The sequence below is a fragment of the Dyadobacter sp. CY261 genome (genome assembly GCF_021440085.1).
Classification (GTDB): domain Bacteria; phylum Bacteroidota; class Bacteroidia; order Cytophagales; family Spirosomataceae; genus Dyadobacter.
The window spans coordinates 395,662-412,796 of sequence record NZ_JAKCPW010000004.1 but is presented as its reverse complement, the minus strand read 5'-3'; the positions used below and the strand labels follow the sequence as shown (position 1 = coordinate 412,796).

General features: G+C 46.8%; 16 protein-coding genes. 6 read left to right on the top strand and 10 right to left on the bottom strand.

The window, feature by feature from the left end; translation table 11 throughout:
• Positions 1–17 precede the first annotated feature (17 nt).
• The 3 genes from LZD49_RS14375 to LZD49_RS14365 form a co-directional block, all read right to left on the bottom strand.
• A complete protein-coding gene (locus LZD49_RS14375; protein ID WP_234668261.1) occupies positions 18–1,631 on the bottom strand; it encodes an acyl-CoA carboxylase subunit beta in 1,614 nt (537 codons plus the stop codon).
• A 105-nt stretch (positions 1,632–1,736) separates the two neighbouring features.
• On the bottom strand, positions 1,737–2,702 hold the full coding sequence (locus tag LZD49_RS14370; RefSeq protein WP_234668260.1) for an MlaD family protein: 966 nt from the start codon (positions 2,700–2,702) through the stop codon (positions 1,737–1,739).
• Positions 2,703–2,848: 146 nt separating this feature from the next.
• Positions 2,849–3,646: an N-acetylmuramoyl-L-alanine amidase gene (locus LZD49_RS14365; RefSeq protein WP_234668259.1), complete on the bottom strand. Its 798-nt coding sequence runs from the start codon at positions 3,644–3,646 to the stop codon at positions 2,849–2,851.
• A gap of 75 nt (positions 3,647–3,721) precedes the next feature.
• On the opposite strand from LZD49_RS14365, the gene LZD49_RS14360 reads away from it, so the two are divergent.
• Positions 3,722–6,637: a putative LPS assembly protein LptD gene (locus tag LZD49_RS14360; protein ID WP_234668258.1), complete on the top strand. Its 2,916-nt coding sequence runs from the start codon at positions 3,722–3,724 to the stop codon at positions 6,635–6,637.
• 71 nt (positions 6,638–6,708) lie between these two features.
• Here the strand turns inward: LZD49_RS14360 and LZD49_RS14355 are convergent, their stop codons facing one another.
• Positions 6,709–7,107 (bottom strand): DUF1573 domain-containing protein, encoded by a 399-nt coding sequence (locus LZD49_RS14355; RefSeq protein WP_234668257.1) that lies wholly within the window; start codon positions 7,105–7,107, stop codon positions 6,709–6,711.
• A gap of 207 nt (positions 7,108–7,314) precedes the next feature.
• Between LZD49_RS14355 and LZD49_RS14350 the strand changes: the two genes are divergently transcribed.
• From LZD49_RS14350 to LZD49_RS14335, 4 genes are read left to right on the top strand one after another with little or no spacing between them, the layout of a single operon-like run.
• The gene (locus tag LZD49_RS14350) at positions 7,315–9,729 is read left to right on the top strand and encodes a thiamine pyrophosphate-dependent enzyme (RefSeq protein WP_234668256.1); all 2,415 of its coding nucleotides are present in this window, start codon (positions 7,315–7,317) and stop codon (positions 9,727–9,729) included.
• Between the two features lie 4 nt (positions 9,730–9,733).
• Positions 9,734–10,315 (top strand): sugar transferase, encoded by a 582-nt coding sequence (locus LZD49_RS14345; RefSeq protein WP_234668255.1) that lies wholly within the window; start codon positions 9,734–9,736, stop codon positions 10,313–10,315.
• Complete coding sequence (locus LZD49_RS14340; RefSeq protein WP_234668254.1) at positions 10,309–10,899, top strand: acetyltransferase; 591 nt, start codon at positions 10,309–10,311, stop codon at positions 10,897–10,899. Before LZD49_RS14345 ends, LZD49_RS14340 begins: the two co-directional genes overlap by 7 nt.
• A gap of 12 nt (positions 10,900–10,911) precedes the next feature.
• A complete protein-coding gene (locus LZD49_RS14335; protein ID WP_234668253.1) occupies positions 10,912–12,030 on the top strand; it encodes an aminotransferase class I/II-fold pyridoxal phosphate-dependent enzyme in 1,119 nt (372 codons plus the stop codon).
• A gap of 8 nt (positions 12,031–12,038) precedes the next feature.
• On the opposite strand, the gene LZD49_RS14330 is transcribed toward LZD49_RS14335, so the two are convergent.
• The 4 genes from LZD49_RS14330 to LZD49_RS14315 all read right to left on the bottom strand — a co-directional run bounded on the left by LZD49_RS14330 (position 12,039) and on the right by LZD49_RS14315 (position 14,589).
• Positions 12,039–12,899: an FKBP-type peptidyl-prolyl cis-trans isomerase gene (locus tag LZD49_RS14330; RefSeq protein WP_234668252.1), complete on the bottom strand. Its 861-nt coding sequence runs from the start codon at positions 12,897–12,899 to the stop codon at positions 12,039–12,041.
• 68 nt (positions 12,900–12,967) lie between these two features.
• Positions 12,968–13,630: an endonuclease III gene (nth, locus tag LZD49_RS14325; RefSeq protein ID WP_234668251.1), complete on the bottom strand. Its 663-nt coding sequence runs from the start codon at positions 13,628–13,630 to the stop codon at positions 12,968–12,970.
• Between the two features lie 136 nt (positions 13,631–13,766).
• A complete protein-coding gene (locus LZD49_RS14320) occupies positions 13,767–14,015 on the bottom strand; it encodes a hypothetical protein (protein WP_234668250.1) in 249 nt (82 codons plus the stop codon).
• The gene (locus LZD49_RS14315; protein ID WP_015813074.1) at positions 13,990–14,589 is read right to left on the bottom strand and encodes an RNA polymerase sigma factor; all 600 of its coding nucleotides are present in this window, start codon (positions 14,587–14,589) and stop codon (positions 13,990–13,992) included. The genes LZD49_RS14320 and LZD49_RS14315 overlap by 26 nt, the downstream gene beginning before the upstream one ends.
• Before the next feature lie 382 nt (positions 14,590–14,971).
• Between LZD49_RS14315 and LZD49_RS14310 the strand changes: the two genes are divergently transcribed.
• Positions 14,972–15,667 (top strand): YjjG family noncanonical pyrimidine nucleotidase, encoded by a 696-nt coding sequence (locus LZD49_RS14310; protein WP_234668249.1) that lies wholly within the window; start codon positions 14,972–14,974, stop codon positions 15,665–15,667.
• Positions 15,668–15,669: 2 nt separating this feature from the next.
• Here the strand turns inward: LZD49_RS14310 and LZD49_RS14305 are convergent, their stop codons facing one another.
• Positions 15,670–16,563, bottom strand: coding sequence for a trypsin-like peptidase domain-containing protein (locus LZD49_RS14305; protein WP_234668248.1), 894 nt, complete (start codon positions 16,561–16,563; stop codon positions 15,670–15,672).
• A 26-nt stretch (positions 16,564–16,589) separates the two neighbouring features.
• Positions 16,590–17,132 (bottom strand): DUF2911 domain-containing protein, encoded by a 543-nt coding sequence (locus LZD49_RS14300; RefSeq protein WP_234668247.1) that lies wholly within the window; start codon positions 17,130–17,132, stop codon positions 16,590–16,592.
• Positions 17,133–17,135: the final 3 nt, after the last annotated feature.

The following is a 17,135-nucleotide window of genomic DNA, read 5'->3' as shown; positions in this document are numbered from 1 at the left end:
TTTAGATAGTAAAAAAATTAAACTTGAATGACACCTACATTGAACGGTTTCTCAATGGGTGCCTGATTAGCGGCTTCAATGCCGGTCGAAATAATGCGCCGTGTGTCCACGGGATCGATGATGCCATCCACCCACAGGCGTGCGGCAGCGTAGTAGGGAGATAGCTCTTTGTTGTAACGGTCAGTAATCTGTTTCAGTAATTCTTTTTCCGCTTCGGGCGTAATGGTTTCGCCCTTGGCTTTGAGTGTAGCGGTTTGCACTTGTAACAATGTCCGCGCAGCAGTAGCGCCGCTCATCACCGCCATTTGGGCAGTGGGCCATGCAAATATCAGGCGCGGGTCGTAAGCTTTGCCGCACATGGCGTAGTTGCCCGCGCCATAGGAGTTGCCGATAATAAACGTGAACTTCGGCACCACCGAATTAGCGACGGCATTCACCATTTTGGCACCGTCCTTGATAATACCACCTTGTTCCGCACGGCTTCCTACCATGAAACCGGTAACGTCATGGAAAAACACGAGCGGAATCTTTTTTTGGTTGCAATTCATGATAAACCGGGCCGCTTTGTCGGCGGCTTCGGCGTAGATCACCCCGCCCATTTGCATTTCACCCTTTCCGGAACGCACCATCTTGCGCTGGTTAGCGACAATGCCCACTGCCCAGCCGTCCACGCGTCCATAGGCGCATATGAGCGTCTTACCGTAGTCGGGTTTGTATTGGTCGAGTTCAGAGTTATCCACAAGGCATTCGAGAATGGGAAGCACGTCGTAGGGTTTCAGGCGGTCCGTTGGCAGGAGCTTGTAAATTTCCTCGGGTTGGCGAGCCGGTTGTTGCGCGATTTGGCGATCGAAACCGGCAGACAGTGACCGGCCTATTTTATCAATATGCCTCTTAATGGCATCCAGGCAGGATTTGTCATCGGGAAACTTGTTGTCGGTAACACCGGAGATTTCGCAATGCATCGTAGCCCCGCCGAGTGACTCGGCGTCAATATCTTCGCCAATTGAGGACTTGACCAGATAGGGACCTGCTAAAAACACAGAGCCCGTCCCTTCCACAATGAATGCCTCGTCGGACATAATGGGCAAATAGGCCCCACCTGCGACACATGCGCCCATAATGGCCGAAATTTGTACAATGCCCATGGCGGACATTTGGGCATTATTTCTGAAAATGCGCCCAAAATGTTCCTTATCGGCAAAAACTTCTGCCTGCATTGGGAGAAATACGCCCGCGCTGTCGACAAGGTAAATGACCGGCAACCGGTTTTCCATCGCGATTTCCTGCGCGCGAAGGTTTTTCTTGGCCGCGATCGGGAACCATGCACCAGCTTTTACCGTGGCGTCGTTGGCGACGATCATGCATTGTTTTCCTGAAACGTATCCAATACCGATCACTACGCCACCGGAAGGGCAGCCCCCTTCTTCCTCATACATTCCATCACCGACAAATGCCCCTATCTCGAGAAAATCAGACCCCTCGTCGGTCAGGTACGAGATTCTTTCCCGAGCCGTAAGCTTTCCTTTCTGATGTTGTGCTTCGATTTTTTTCTTTCCTCCTCCGAGCTTGACCTGTTCGAATTTTTGGTTCAGGATCTCGATGAGATGTGGTAGGCTTTCCTGGCTGGTCATGATGATGAAGAATGGTGTGAGTAATGAAAATGGGCTATTTCAAAAGTAAAAAGTCGTTTACCGGTAAGCAAACGACTTTCATATTTATTTGAAAAATGTCAGACCCTATTTGATAGTAGTAGCGGTGTCAAGCGGCGACTCGGAAGGCCCCTTATCTTTTTTACCAAAAACCGAAACATTGATATAACGCTTTGGATGCTCGCGGAAATTGGTAAGGAGCTTGTTCATGCTGATCATCGTGCGGTTGAGGTTGTCGTATAATGTCTCATCCTTCACGAGCTTGCCCGCTGTGCCTTTGCCCGCTTCTACGCTAGCGAGTAACGTATGCAGCTCTTCGATGGTCTTCCTGGCACTTGTTACAGTTTCGCCGAGGCGCAATGCATTCAGCGAGTCGGCGAGGCTACCTGTTTTGGCGAGTAACGGTTTCAGTTCCTGTTCAGTTTCTATGAGCGAGGTCGAGAGTTTGTTGAGGTTTGAGGTCATAGCAAGCAGGTTCGTACGGTTCTCGTTCAGTAGGCCTTGCAAGCTGGTGCCTGTCTGGTTATAATTCTTCAAAACCTGGTTCAAAATCAGACCTGTTTCCTGGAAACCGCCTACTACGAGGTCGAGGTTTTTGATAAGCGAATCGGCGTGTGAGACGAGAGGCAACGCTTTTTCTTGTAAAACGGCCGAAATCCCGGATTCCTTACGTGAAACAAGCGTGTCGCCGTCTTTCATCGGAGCGCCTGCACCCATAGACAGGTGAATTACTTTCCCTCCCAACAGACCACCGTCGGCGAGCACCGCAGCAGTTCCCTGAGGTAAAACAATGCCTTTTTGAACGTCGATGGTCACCAGCAAATGGTTCTGACGATTTTGAAGCAGCTTTATTTCCTGTACTCGGCCCACATTCAAACCATTCAGCAACACCGGATTGGAAGCGGTGAGCCCGTCGATATTATCGTAGATGATGTAGTATTTATATGTTCTGGAAAAAACGTCGGAACCTTTGAGGATATGAAAGCCGAAATACAGCATAACGATGGCGAGTATCGCCATGAACCCGACTTTTACTTCTCTTGATAATTTCATGGACTGGCTATTTGACCTGCATTAAAAATGGCGCAGGCATATTTGTATTAAACTTTCAAAACGGCCTTATTTCAAGTGATTTTAAGGTTTAACACCAAAGTATCAAAAATTGTTTTAACAAATCAAAGCAATATGTGACCGGTTAGCTAGCGGTCCATATCTTTTTTGTACGCCATAAATGCCGCGTGAACGCATTTGGCTACTTCCTCCTGGCCCTCGTCTGAGCTCAGGTATTCTTCCTCATCGGGGGACGACAAAAAGCCGGTTTCGATCAGGACGCTGGGCATAGCACAGCGCCATAGCACGAGGAACCCGGCCTGTTTTACACCGCGGCTATCGCGCTCTGAAATCGATTGAAATTTCTTTTCGATCAGATCTGCCAATCGCAAGCTGCTGGAAATGAATGCACTCTGATAATTAGCAAGCATAATATGTGCCAATGGGGATTCGGGATCGAAGCCTTTATATTTCTGCTTGTAGTTGGTTTCCTGTAAGATTACTGAGTTCTCGCGCTTCGCCACTTCCAGGTTGCCTTCGGTTTTGTGCAAACCCATTACGAAAGTTTCTGTGCCTCTCACAGTCCGGGAACGCGGAGTAGCATTGCAATGGATGGAAATGAAAAGATCCGCATTGTTACGATTGGCAAACGCGGAGCGCTCACCGAGTTCTATGAAAACGTCTGTCGAACGGGTGTAAAGTACTTTGACGTCCGGCGTTTCTTCCTTGATTTTCTTACCAAGCTCCAATGCGACGGCCAGCGCTACATCCTTTTCCTTGGTATATTTGCCCCTGGTGCCGGGGTCTTTACCGCCGTGCCCGGCGTCGATCACGACTGTGTTAACTCTGCTACCCGACTTAGTAGTAGCCGGTTCTTGCTGAAAAACAAAGGCGACGCTCGCCAGCAGAAAACTTGCTACAATTACTAATTTAAGAAGTTTTAACATTATTTTTTAATTGGGGCCTTAGGCGAAAGGGGTTTCTCTGCTAATTTTGAAATTCGTTATGCAAAAATACGCTAATTGTTAGAACTGAAAAGAAAGGCGATTATTATATCGTCGGTAGTTGCGGCGTTTCTCCTGTTCAGCACTGTGGCATGTGTGCAGCAACGCTCCAAGGGTTCCGCGAAAAGTCAGGGTAAGCTAAAAAGTTCGACTTCTGCAAAGCAATCAGCGGACTCCCTTCTTACAGTGCAAAAGCGAGCAGGTGCGGATACTTCCCGAACCGGTAAGGCAGGTGTGTCCATTGCGCGAGGGGGGATTAATGCCGATAGCACCCTCGCTAACAATGCATTAGCGGACTCTACCGTCGCCGATTCACTTAAAAATCCCGACGATCTCGAAAATGCGGTCCAATATACCTCAGAGGATTCGACGATCATGGATGCGGTTTTGAAGCAGGTGCATTTATACGGAAATGCGGAAGTCACTTACGGAACTATCAATCTCAAAGCCAATTATATCCGCCTAAACTGGGTCACCAACGAAGTTTACGCCATCGGAACTTATGATTCAACGGCCAAAAAAATGGCGGGTGAGCCGATCTTCCAGGACGGGCCCGAGACCTATAACACCAAAGAAATCCGATACAACTTCAAATCCAAAAAGGCACTTATCCAGGGTATCGTGACTCAGGAGGGCGACGGCAATATCCGTGGTGAGAAAGTGAAAAAGGATGCGGAGGGCAACTTTTATATCCGGCATTCCATTTACACCACCTGTAACCTGACACACCCGCATTACTACATCAATGCGCCGAAAATCAAGATGGTAAACAAGAAGCAGGTCATCTCAGGCCCATTCAATTTGGTCATCAGTGATGTGCCGCTTCCGATCGCATTACCATTTGGTTTCTTCCCTTTTCCAAAAAAGAAGGAAAACGGAACCAGCGGGGTGATCTTCCCGACTTACGGTGAAGAGCCCAATGGCCGCGGGTTTTACCTGCGCGACGGGGGCTACTATTTTGCGATAAGTGAGTACGTCAATGCAATCCTTACCGGGCAAATTTATTCCAATGGTAGCTGGGGTCTGGGTGTTACATCGACCTATATTAGGCGCTATCAGTACTCGGGTAACCTTTCATTGCGCTTCAATAAAAATAAATCCAGCGATGAACTCGACAAGCTGTTCGGGCGAGGAGGAGCAAACGATTTCGCCATCGTATGGTCCCATGCGCCGAAAGCCCGCGGTAATTCTACTTTCTCCGCAAACGTGAATGTGAGCAGCAATAGCTACAATCAGTTCCAGGAGACGAATGTCAATAAATATACATCCAACGTCGCTAGCTCGTCGGTACAATACAACCGCACGTTCGGGCAATACATGCGCGCTGCGGCGTCCTTACGCGTGAATCAGAATTTCGGGCAGATCAATCCGACGACTCAGCGCAGGGAGAATGGCAAGACTAACGTTTCGTCGGATTTCAGTTTCGGCGTGAACCAGATCGCACCGTTCGCATTGAAAGGCGGTCGTGGCCGATGGTTTGAAAGCTTCCGTTTGGGACTCGATTTCAATGGAAATTACGCATTGGCCAACGCCCTGACGGCTATTGACACGTCTTACAGCCGCCTTGGATTTGTAGTTAGTGACGCTAAAATCGATACAAGCCGTCTCAACAAAACCAAGATTGTAGCATTCAACCTGGATAATTTGCCAGACATGTTGAAAGACGCACAGTTTACTGGCCGGTATAGCTTGCCCATCTCGTTGCCCAACTTCAAAGTGCTGCGATTTGTCAACATCACTCCAAGCATGTCGCTGTCCGGTGAAGTATTTACGAAGCAATACCGATATACACAAACCGGCCGGGATTCAATTCGCATAGATACCTTAAACAAAGTCGGGACAGAATATTCCTACAACTTTGGAGCAGGAATGAATACACGCTTTTATGGGACATTCTTTTTTGGCGGAAAACGCCTGGAAGCAATACGCCACACCGTAATTCCTTCGGTGTCATTTACTTATACGCCTGACTTTACCGGAGATGCATTCGGGTTTTATGAACGGATTAAGGTAATTGACCGAAAAGGTGTGGAGCGGGACTTGTCATTGTCCAGGTTTAGAGGTGTAGGGTCGGGCGTGAGTAACGGAAGGGCATCGAGTGTCATTTCTTTCAGTTTGAACAACTCTTTTGAAATGAAGCTAAAAACCAAGAGCGATACAGCTGCCCAGCAGTTTGAGAAAGTTTCGTTACTGGATAACCTGAGTCTAGGAGGAAGTTACAATCTGCTGGCAGACTCCCTGAATTTATCCAATATTACCGTCAATGCCAATGCGCGGATCGGGCGTAATCTGAACCTCAACTTCAATATGAACCTGGACCCGTACACTTACGAGGCGAATCCGAATATTGTGGGCAACCAGATCGGGACGAAAATCAACAAATATGCGATTACGTCGGGGCAAGGGCTTGCTAACCTGCAAAGCCTTGGTTTTACTTTGGGAACGAGTTTTTCTCCTAAAAGCGGCTCATCCAGCAACACTAATACCAATAATACCCAAGTAAACCCGAACGATCCGGATGCGGCTGCTAAAAAGGAAGCGATGGAATTTGTGAAGCAAAATCCCGACATGTATGTGGATTTCAATATACCCTGGAACGTGTCGCTGAACTATAACTTTGGACTTACGAAAACCGGTTTGTCGAAAGCAACGATCATTCAGGCTGTACAGGCTACGGGTGACCTTAGTTTATCCAAGAACCTCAAACTTACCCTGAGCAGCGGTTTCGATTTTGTTGCATTTTCACCAACCATTACGCAGTTGGGCCTGACCCGCGACCTGCATTGCTGGGATATGAGTTTTAACTGGACGCCGTTCGCGGGCAGCGCAGTCCGAGCCAGCAATTACAACTTCACGCTGAAAGTAAAGTCGGCGATCCTGCAAGATTTGAAAGTAAGCCGCCGCCGTTCGTTCTACGATAGCTCCGCCTATTAATCCTGATCCGGAATAGCAATAAAAAATGGCCGCCCCATAGGAACGGCCACTGCAATGACTCTGCTTAATGTTTATTTGGAAGATGGTTTCGCAGCTGCTTTAGGAACCACTTCTCCGTTCAGGTAAAGGGTAATTGAACCACCTTCTGTGTTACTGAAAACAGTTACAGGCTTGTTGAAAGGACCTGCTGCGGCAGCATTAAAAGTTGCTTTTACCGAGCCGTTTTTACCTGGAAGTACAGGCTCTTTTGACCACACGGGAGTAGTACATCCGCAAGAAACGGTTACGTTCGAAAGGATCACGGGATCAGTACCTGTGTTGGTAAAAACAAACTCGTGGGTAACAGGAGTGCCTTGTGGTACTTTGCCGAATTTGTGTGTTTCTTCTTTGAATTTCAAAACACCTTTCTGTGCAAAACTTGCGGTCGTCAGGCCGAGGATCAATACCAGCGCTGAAAAGAATACTTTCATAGTTATTACTATACTTTAAGTGGTGAAAAACTTACTGTTAAACAAGATTAGTGCTTAAAAAGTTAAATATAATAATCATTAACCAATATTAACAATGCCCCAAAAGTACATGGCCCGGTGTATGGTTTATTATTTTCCTGCCTAATTTTGGCTTGCATTCAAAAAAACGTAATTTAACTTACGGATTAAAACCCGTGATTTTTGCATATGCTTCAAAATGATAGTTTGACCGGTTCCAGTGTTTTGAGTAAGGAGGAGATTGTCGATGATTACCGCCTCGCGTGCGAAAGTCGTCAGGTAAGTTTGCTGGGCAGGAAGGAGACTATGGGTGGTCGGTCTAAATTCGGAATTTTCGGTGATGGCAAAGAGGTAGCACAGATTGCACTTTCCAAAGTTTTTCAACCAGGTGATTTTCGCTCGGGATATTATCGGGACCAAACCATCGAAGCGGCTGTCGGGAATCTTACCTGGCAGCAATTTTTTGCTCAAATGTATGCCCACGCCGACCTGGAACACGAACCTAACACAGGCGGTAGATCTATGAATGGCCATTTTTCAACCCGTTGGCTGGATGAAAATGGAAAATGGCTCGATCAGACAAAAATGTATAATTCCGTTTGTGACATATCTTCGACCGCAGGCCAGGTACCTCGCGCGTTAGGCCTCGGTTACGCCTCCAAATTATATCGTGAAAATTCTGAACTGCACCAAATGACCACCTTTTCCCGCAAGGGAAGTGAGGTAATTTTTTCGACCATCGGCGATGCCTCTACGTCTCAGGGAATGTTCTGGGAAGCAATGAATGCAGCGGGCGTTTTGCAGGTCCCTATGATCGTTTCCGTGTGGGACGACGGGTACGGAATTTCGGTACCCATTGAATATCAAACCACTAAGGGTAGTATATCAAAGGCGTTGGCAGGCTTGCAGCGCAACGAGGATGGGGAGGGTATCGAGATCATGACTGTAAGTGGTTGGGATTATCCTGCGTTAGTGGAGACTTATCAAAAGGCGGCCCGAATCAGTCGTGAAAACCATGTACCGGTGTTGGTTCATGTGACCGAACTGACGCAGCCGCAAGGGCATTCGACCTCGGGCTCACATGAACGTTATAAATCGAAGCAACGGTTGCATTGGGAGCGTGAACACGATTGCAATATGCGCTTCCGCGACTGGATATTAAATAACGGTTATGCAACGGATGAAGAGCTGGAGGAGATCGAACGAGAGGCCAAGGAAAAGGCGCTTAGCGAACGTAATGCGGCGTGGCAGGCTTACCGAAAGGAATTGGACGTGGAGTTCAACGAAACAGTCCATCTTTTGCAGGAAGTAGCCAGAGCCAGTTCTTTTACCACAGAAGTGAACAATGCGATTCTGGAACTCCAGAAGACTTACCTGCCTGTACGCAGGGATATGATTGCAACGGTACGAAAGGTTTTAAGAATCATTGGTAGGGAGGAAAATTCGGAGAAATACGCATTGCAGCTTTTCTTAAAAGATAATCTGAAAGCCAATAAAAAACGCTTCAACACGCATTTGTACAGCGATACACTGGAATCACCCATGCTGGTGGAGGCGATAAGCCCGGTGTTTTCGGACGAAAGTCCGGTGGTCGACGGACGCGAGGTGATCCGCACCTATTTCGATGCCCTTTTCGCAAAAGATCCTCGTGTGGTGGCATTGGGTGAGGACATCGGTTTCATTGGTGATGTGAACCAAGGCTTTGCGGGATTGCAGGAAAAATATGGAGAAATCCGCATTACAGATACAGGGATCCGTGAAACAACGATCATCGGCCAGGGAATAGGCATGGCGATGCGCGGTTTGCGCCCGATCGTTGAAATACAATATTTTGATTATATCTATTATGCATTGGCCACGCTTACCGATGACCTGGCATCGCTCAGGTACCGCACGGCAGGCGGCCAAAAAGCTCCGCTGATCATCAGAACACGTGGCCATCGGTTGGAGGGCATCTGGCACTCGGGTTCACCGATGGGCACCATGCTCAGCAGCTTACGTGGTTTGCATGTGGTAGTGCCCAGAAATTTCACACAGGCAGCGGGTTTTTATAATACATTAATGAAAGGCGACGATCCGGCGCTGATCGTGGAACCGCTGAATGCTTACCGTCAGAAAGAAATTTTGCCTGATAATGTGGGCGAATACTGCATTCCGCTAGGGCAACCGGAAATTTTAAGGGAAGGAAATGACATTACAATTGTGACGTATGGCTCGATGTGTCGTATAGTAATGGAGGCCGCTTCTCAATTGCAGCATTCAGGAATAGATGTTGAGGTAATCGACGTGCAGACACTCCTGCCATTCGATGTCGACAACAGGATAGTAGAGTCCATTAAAAAGACGAACCGGGTCATTTTTGCCGATGAGGATTTGCCCGGAAGCGCATCAGGTTTTATGATGCAACAGGTTTTGGAAGGGCAGAATGCGTACCGCTGGCTGGATTCGGCACCAGTAACCATTGCTGCCAAAGATCATCGTCCGCCTTATGGCTCGGACGGCGATTATTTTTCGAAGCCCAACATGGACGATATTTTCGAAATAGTTTACAAAATCATGCGAGAAGCGGCCCCAGATAAATATCCGGAGCTGTTTAACGTATGATCTTATGTATCGTTCAAAAGGAAAAAGAGTTTTAGACATTTTACTAGCGGCAATGGGGCTAATTTCCTCATTGCCGTTTTTTATTTTCCTGCCACCGCTTTTGTGGATGCATTTCAGCGGTAACCCGTTTTTTGTACAACACAGGCCCGGGCTGAATGGGCGACTTTTCACGATCGTCAAGTTCAGGACAATGCATGCTGAGGACTGCCCATTATCCTGGTCAGGCAAAATGCTCCGCAAGTCCTCGCTCGACGAGCTGCCGCAGTTCTGGAATGTGCTTCGGGGAGATATGAGTATCGTCGGGCCACGGCCGCTATTAGCGGAATATCTGCCGTTATACAGCCCTGAACAATTCCAGAGGCATGCTGTGAAGCCAGGTATGACAGGTTTGGCACAAATTAACGGACGGAATAGTCTCAGCTGGGAGGAGAAATTTAATTATGACTTAGAATATATCAATAATGTTTCCTTACACCTTGATGTGCAAATCATTTGCCTAACGGCTCGCAAAATGCTGCGTTTTAGGAAGACCAACAGCCGTGATATTGAAGTAGTCGCCCGTTTCAAAGGAAATGCAGTATGTTGATCTACGGAGCAGGCGGCCATGCCAGAGTTGTGGCGAGCATCCTCTCAGCCTGCGGAGAATTTATTAGTGGTGTCTTTGACGACAATTGGGTGGCCATTCCACCGTCAGTCCACCGTATTTTGGGCAGGTATGTTTCAAATTCAATGGAAGCGGAAAACCTGATCATTGCTATCGGTAACAATCATGATCGCAGGCGCGTGGCGGCAGGAATATCCCATCTTTTCGGTAAAGCTATTCATCCAACGGCCAGCATTGAACCGTCGGTGTCTATCGGTTTGGGAACTGTTATAATTCACAGGGCAGTAGTTCAAGCCGGCAGCTACCTTGGATGCCACGTGATCGTAAACACGGGCGCTATCATCGATCATGACTGTGTGCTGGCAGACTTCGCGCATATTGGCCCTGGCGCAACGCTTTGCGGGGGCGTACATGTAGGCGAATGCACGCTCGTGGGTGCGGGAAGCGTGATATTACCGCAAGTCTCAATTGGAAAGGAATGTGTAATTGGTGCAGGGACGGTGGTCGTATCTGATGTGCCGGATTTCACCACAGTGGTGGGGAACCCCGCGAGAATGGTCCATTAAAATTAACACACTATGACATACAAAATCTACCTCTCGCCGCCGCATATGAGCGGGCGGGAAATGAAATACATTCAGGAAGCTTTCGATAGCAACTGGATCGCTCCTGTCGGGCCGAATATTGATGCATTTGAGGAGGAATTGTGTCGATATACGGGTAGCAAATATGCGTTAGCAGTTTCATCGGGTACGGCAGCCTTACACCTTGCATTGTTGGCCCTGGGTGTTCAGAAAGGAGATATCGTCCTTTGCCAATCGTTGACATTCGTCGCGACGGCCAATCCGATCATGTATGTGGGTGCAACGCCGGTTTTTATTGATAGTGAACGTATTACCTGGAATATGTGCCCGAATGCTTTGGAGGAATCTCTTCGCCATTATATTCGGATAGGGAAGAGGCCAAAAGCGGTTATCGTTGTGCATTTATACGGAATGCCTGCAATGCTTGATGAGATCCTATATTTGTGTAATCAAAATGAAATTCCGCTGATTGAGGATGCCGCAGAGGCGTTAGGCTCGGAATATCGCGGAAGAAAAGTAGGGACTTTTGGAGATATTGGCATTATTTCTTTTAATGGAAACAAGATAATAACTACTTCTGGGGGAGGCGCAATGCTTTCAAATAATGCAGGTTATATGAAGAAGGCGCGCTTCCTCGCAACGCAGGCCCGTGAACCGACAGAGCATTATGAGCATTGCGAAGTCGGTTATAATTACCGGATGAGTAATGTGTGTGCAGGAATTGGCCGGGGACAGCTGGAGGTGATTGACGAACGTGTTGCCCAGCGACAAGCTAATTTTAACTTTTATGGAAGCGCTTTATCCGACATTTCAGGCATTCGATTTCAAACTGGCCCCGATCACAGGTTTTCAAACCGGTGGTTGACGGCGTTAACAATCGAAGACAGGCAAATCGACCCTACTGGCATTCAAAATGCGCTTTTGGGGCAAGGTATCGAATCCCGTCCGGTTTGGAAACCGATGCATTGTCAGCCTATATACAAAACGCTACCCCGGTTTGGGGGTAGCGTTGCAGAAAGTTTGTTTACCCGTGGAGTTTGTTTGCCGTCGGGGTCAAACCTGAATAATGACGAAACAAAGCTTATTTCGCAAATTGTAGGAACCTGCTTTTAGCTGTGATGCTAATTTTGAATTTCAATTTCAAATTGGAGAGGCGTATAAGGGAGAATGGAGTTACTACCACTTTTGCCATAACCCAGTGCGGAAGGGAAAATGATAAATGCCTTTTCTCCTTTTCTCATCTTTCTAAGCGCTCGGTCGAATCCTGGGATCGTGTTGGCGCTGCCAGTAACAAAACTGCTTGTACGCTCATCAAATTTTGTTTCGTCGAGGAATCTGCCGGTATATTTGACATTCACGGATTTGCCGGCACCAAGAGTGTCGCCAGTCACGGTGTTCGTTCTGACGATGACAAGGTTGTCAGCAGTTCTGTCGGATATGGTAAAGCCCTTTTTGGTAATGAAATCATCGATTTGCTGCACTTCCGTGCGGGTTTTGATGAATTCTACTTCCAGGCGGATCGGAGAATAGGCAGGAATATTTACCCGGTCAACATTTCCGGACGCCAGGTAGTAGGGCAGATAGAACGTCGCTTTTTCACCTGTTCTCATCAGGAAAATTCCCCGTTCGATACCGCCCCAGTACACGTATCCTCCAACCGGGAATGAAAATTCCGTTTTGCTGTCGTCGGTTGAGGAGATCACTTTGGTTCCATTCAAAAGATAACCCGTGTATTTAATCGTAGCCGCGTCGCCAAGTTGCGCTTTCGGAGCCGATGGGTTAGCTTTTCTGATAATATAATAAAGGCCGGAAGAGTCTCTGACAGCTTTTGAGCCTAGGCTATCCGTTTTCAGGGCAGCTTCTATAGCGGCTTCATTTTCGGCAATTTTCTCCTCGTCCTTGCTCGACACATCGTCCATACAAGACGACAAGCCGATCACCATCGTCAATAGTAGACACCACACCAAATTAATACGCTTCATTTCTTTAAGTAATTAATGGGATTGTTTTAGTTTCAAGATAGACGCCGCGAGAACCACATTGGTTGTAATCACGAATGAAAAACGTCGATTTTTACATTTTTTTCAAAGTATTTACAAAATGGCGATAGTGGGCATTGAAAGCATTGTGGGTTGCGCGCCGTGCACACATAGCGCCCGTGAAGGATGAGCCAATGATGTGCTTTGTGGATTAAATGCTTTGGAATATGAGCCACCAATTCTTTTTCCACCGCCAATGGTGTTGTTGCGGTCATTGGTACGAGCCCAAGACGCCGCGACACCCTAAAAACGTGCGTGTCAACCGCCATCGCGGGCATACTGAAAACCACTGAGGCAATTACATTGGCCGTCTTCCTGCCGACACCGGGCATCTTTTGCAGCTCTTCAACCGTTGAAGGCACCTCTGAGTGGAACTGTTCTACAAGCATTCGGGCCATTCCCACGAGATGCTTCGCTTTATTGTTGGGGTAGGAGATCGAGCGTATGTAGGTAAATACTTCTTCGGCATTGGAAGCAGCAAGTGATTCTGGATCCGGAAAACGTTCGAAAAGTTTTGGCGTGACCATGTTAACCCGCTTGTCGGTGCATTGCGCGGACAGGATCACGGCGACCAACAGTTCATATGGGCTGGAATATTGCAGTTCGGTTTCTGGCTCCGGGAAATTCTGGGTAAAATAGTCCAGGAAGAGTTTATAACGTTCTTTTCTTAACATAATAGGTTCATGGTCCTGCGAAGGAAATATCCGACACAGAAAATCTTAATGGCCGGGGTGCGGCCCAATCTTAAAAATAATGACAATTTCCAGCTACCGCGTAGATAGCTGGAAACAAAAGACCTGCTGACTAGCCTTAATAAAGGAGTGCAGCAGGTCTTTTAGGAGAGAATTGTCGCGAATATCTGAAAACTTCTGAAATCACATTTTCGGAAGGGGTCCGTGTGATTTTGTTCATCTGATTCTGGATTTCCAATGAATCGAGATAAAAGTTCATCAAGTTATCGTCAAGCGCGAGCGCCTCAACAATCTGTTCATTTTCGTTCTCAGTTGTTTCGGCATATAGATACCTTACAACATCATCGTAGGTAAAGGTTTTTGTCATACTGTGGGGCACGTTGGTTAAATTGCTTACGCAGGTTTATCAACGCGTAACGCATTCTACCCAATGCCGTATTAATACTCACACCCGTGGCGTCGGCAATTTCCTGAAAACTCATGTCCTCGTAATGGCGCATGATCAGAACCTGCTTCTGCACGTCGGGCAACCGCTGGATCATTTCCCGCAGCTGCTCATGTGTTTCCTGACGAATCTGGATCGACTCAACGGAATCTTCCGAAAAATCCAGCGTGTTGAAAACACTGCTCCCATCTTCGAACACTACATTGGGGTAGCGTTTATCGCGTCTGAAATAATCAATGGCGAGGTTGTGTGCGATACGTATAATCCATGGCAGGAACTTACCTTCGTCGTTGTATCTGCCACCTTTAATTGTGTCTACGGCTTTAATAAATGTATCCTGCAATAGATCTTCGGCTACATATTGGTCCTTGACAATCAAATAAATAGTGGTGTATATTCTCGACTTGTGGCGTTGAACAAGCTTCTCGAAAGCCTTTTCATTGCCCCGGATATACAATGTTACCAACTCACTGTCGCTAACTTGGACTTTCTCCATTTTCCTATTCGATTTAGTTAACGTAGAGCGGTTCGTCGATATTGTTTCTCCTTTCTTGTTTGGTGGAAATTAGATGTGACTTTTGGGCATTTCGAATTATACGAATCAAAGAAATGGATTTGGAAAATCAATTGCAAATGTTTCAGTTCCTTTTTGCAGAAAAATTATTTCCCGTTAACAGATGTTAACACGTTGTGCATCTTTTTGATAGGTGGTATTCGTTGCTGTCCATCGGTAGCGTTATTAGAATAAATAGTTGAATTTAACGAATAACTTACGATATTTTTGTCGAGATAGATCGATTTCAAAACTTGAAGTCTTACATTTTGTAGACGCGTATCGTAATTTAACTTTTTTTATAAAAATTGAATTTTTCCTAGATATGAAATACAAGCATATCTTCTTCGATCTTGACCACACACTTTGGGATTTTGAAAGAAATTCATCCGAGTCTCTCGAAGAGATTTTTCATTACCATGAATTGACGAAATACGGAATCTCGTCTTGTGAGGATTTTGTATGCTCTTTCCTGAAAATCAATACGGCGCTATGGGATGCTTTCGACAGAGGCCAGTTGCACCATAGCTATATACGTGAGAACAGGTTTCGGATGGTTTTTGAAGAACTTGGCGCAGAATACCCTGCAGATCACACCGAAATCGGAGAATTATATCTTAACTCATTACCCACCAAGAAGCACCTGCTTGAAGGTGCGCTGGATTTATTGAATTATCTTTCGGCTGCGGGTTACGGCATGCATATTATTACCAACGGGTTCAACGATATCCAGTCCAGAAAGATTGCCAGCTCCGAAATCGGACATTTTTTTGAAAATGTAGTGACATTTGAAACAGCGAATGCCAAAAAGCCTGACAGAAGAATCTTTGAATTTGCACTGGGGGTCGCCCAAACCACACCAAAGGAAAGTTTAATGGTAGGCGACAACTGGATCGCCGATGTTCTGGGTGCGAAACAGGTTGGTATGGACACCGTTTATCTCAATCCGGCCGGACTCAAGTTTGATGAAGAGCCGACTTACAATATCCGACGGTTGGAGGAACTGCTGCTGATTCTCTGACGTCAAGCCGGGTCGGCTTCGTAAAATCGGATGTTCTTTTCTTTCAAGAATTGCTTGATCACATCCACATGAACGCATTGCCCGACATTAAGGAACGGGTAATTGGAAACTTTTTTGCGATGTCCGTCTGTAATAACTTCCCGGTTCACCTGATCAAATCCCAAATGCAGGTGGCGTGTCGAGCTCTGCATGCCGTAAATAATACCGTTCTGATCGAATAACGGGCCGCCACTTTGGCCACGCAGACCTGGAGTACTCATTTCAATACCCACTACTTCATTGTTATCGCCGATGTGACGGGTAATAATACCGTCAATCGGAAAGCTGGGCGTTTTGATTTTCCCTTCTGTCGTCCATTCGATATCGGCCGTGTCCTTGTTATAGCGGTAGTTTGTGAATTCTGGAAACGGGTAGCCCAGGCGGCAAAGATACCTTCCCTGTTTTACCAGGCGTGAATCTCTCAGAAATTGGGCGTGTGACTGATACTGTTTGGATTCAAAATTCCTAAACTGGACAATGGCCAGATCCTGCGTAGGATGCAGATGGATAGTTAACCCTTTGTACGCAGACACGCAATGGATGAAGTTGAACAATATCCTGATAGGGCTGTCGGGGGTTATTTTGTATTTGCTTTCCAGCAAATTTCTTTGCGTACCTAGCCCGGGGTCTTTTTCAAATGTTCGGAGTTCGCCCTTGAATTTCAAGTAGTTTTCGTAAATGCTATTGGCATATAGTATCTGCCTTGCTACATGCCTGCAAGTGACAGCAAATCCATCTTCATTCACAAAAAACAAAGTGGCTGTGCCAGGAACGATGTCGCTTCCAGCGTAGTAACGGATGATAAAGTGAACCGGACGGGTAAACTGATCTATTTTTTCAATAGCATCAACGAACATAAGAAACTGGCCGAAGCCATGTGCAACTAAGGGTGGGTAAAGGGAATAAGTGCCTCGGTCTGATCCCAGCTCAGAATCATATTGACACCATTGGGGATTTGCTCAAAATAAATATGAAATATTTCCTGGACAGTAGGGCGAATGCGGATCGGTACTTCTACGTTCATGACGTTTTTGCCATCATTATATTCGGTTCCCCATTGACCGGTCTCGGAATTCAGGATAATCTTCCAACTACTTTGCCCGGGAACGGAAAACAGCGAGTAGCTGCCGGCTTTAACCCGTTTTCCTCCCATGATCACATCCTTTTCAAAGTCGATTATCGTAGCCTCATTGGCACCGGTGCGCCATACTTTGCCGTAGGGAAGTAATGCCTTATCCTGTTCCCGGCCAAAAATCAGACGCCCCTTTTTTCTCGGTTGTCCGTAGGTGATACTGATTTCGCTTCCATCCAGACGGGTTTCCGCCACGGCTTCCGGGCTAAAAGACTTTGTGTATTTACGAGCTCCCCAAAAGCCTGCCAAAGTAACTACGATTAACGCAGAAACAATCAGTAGATTTTTTTTCATAAA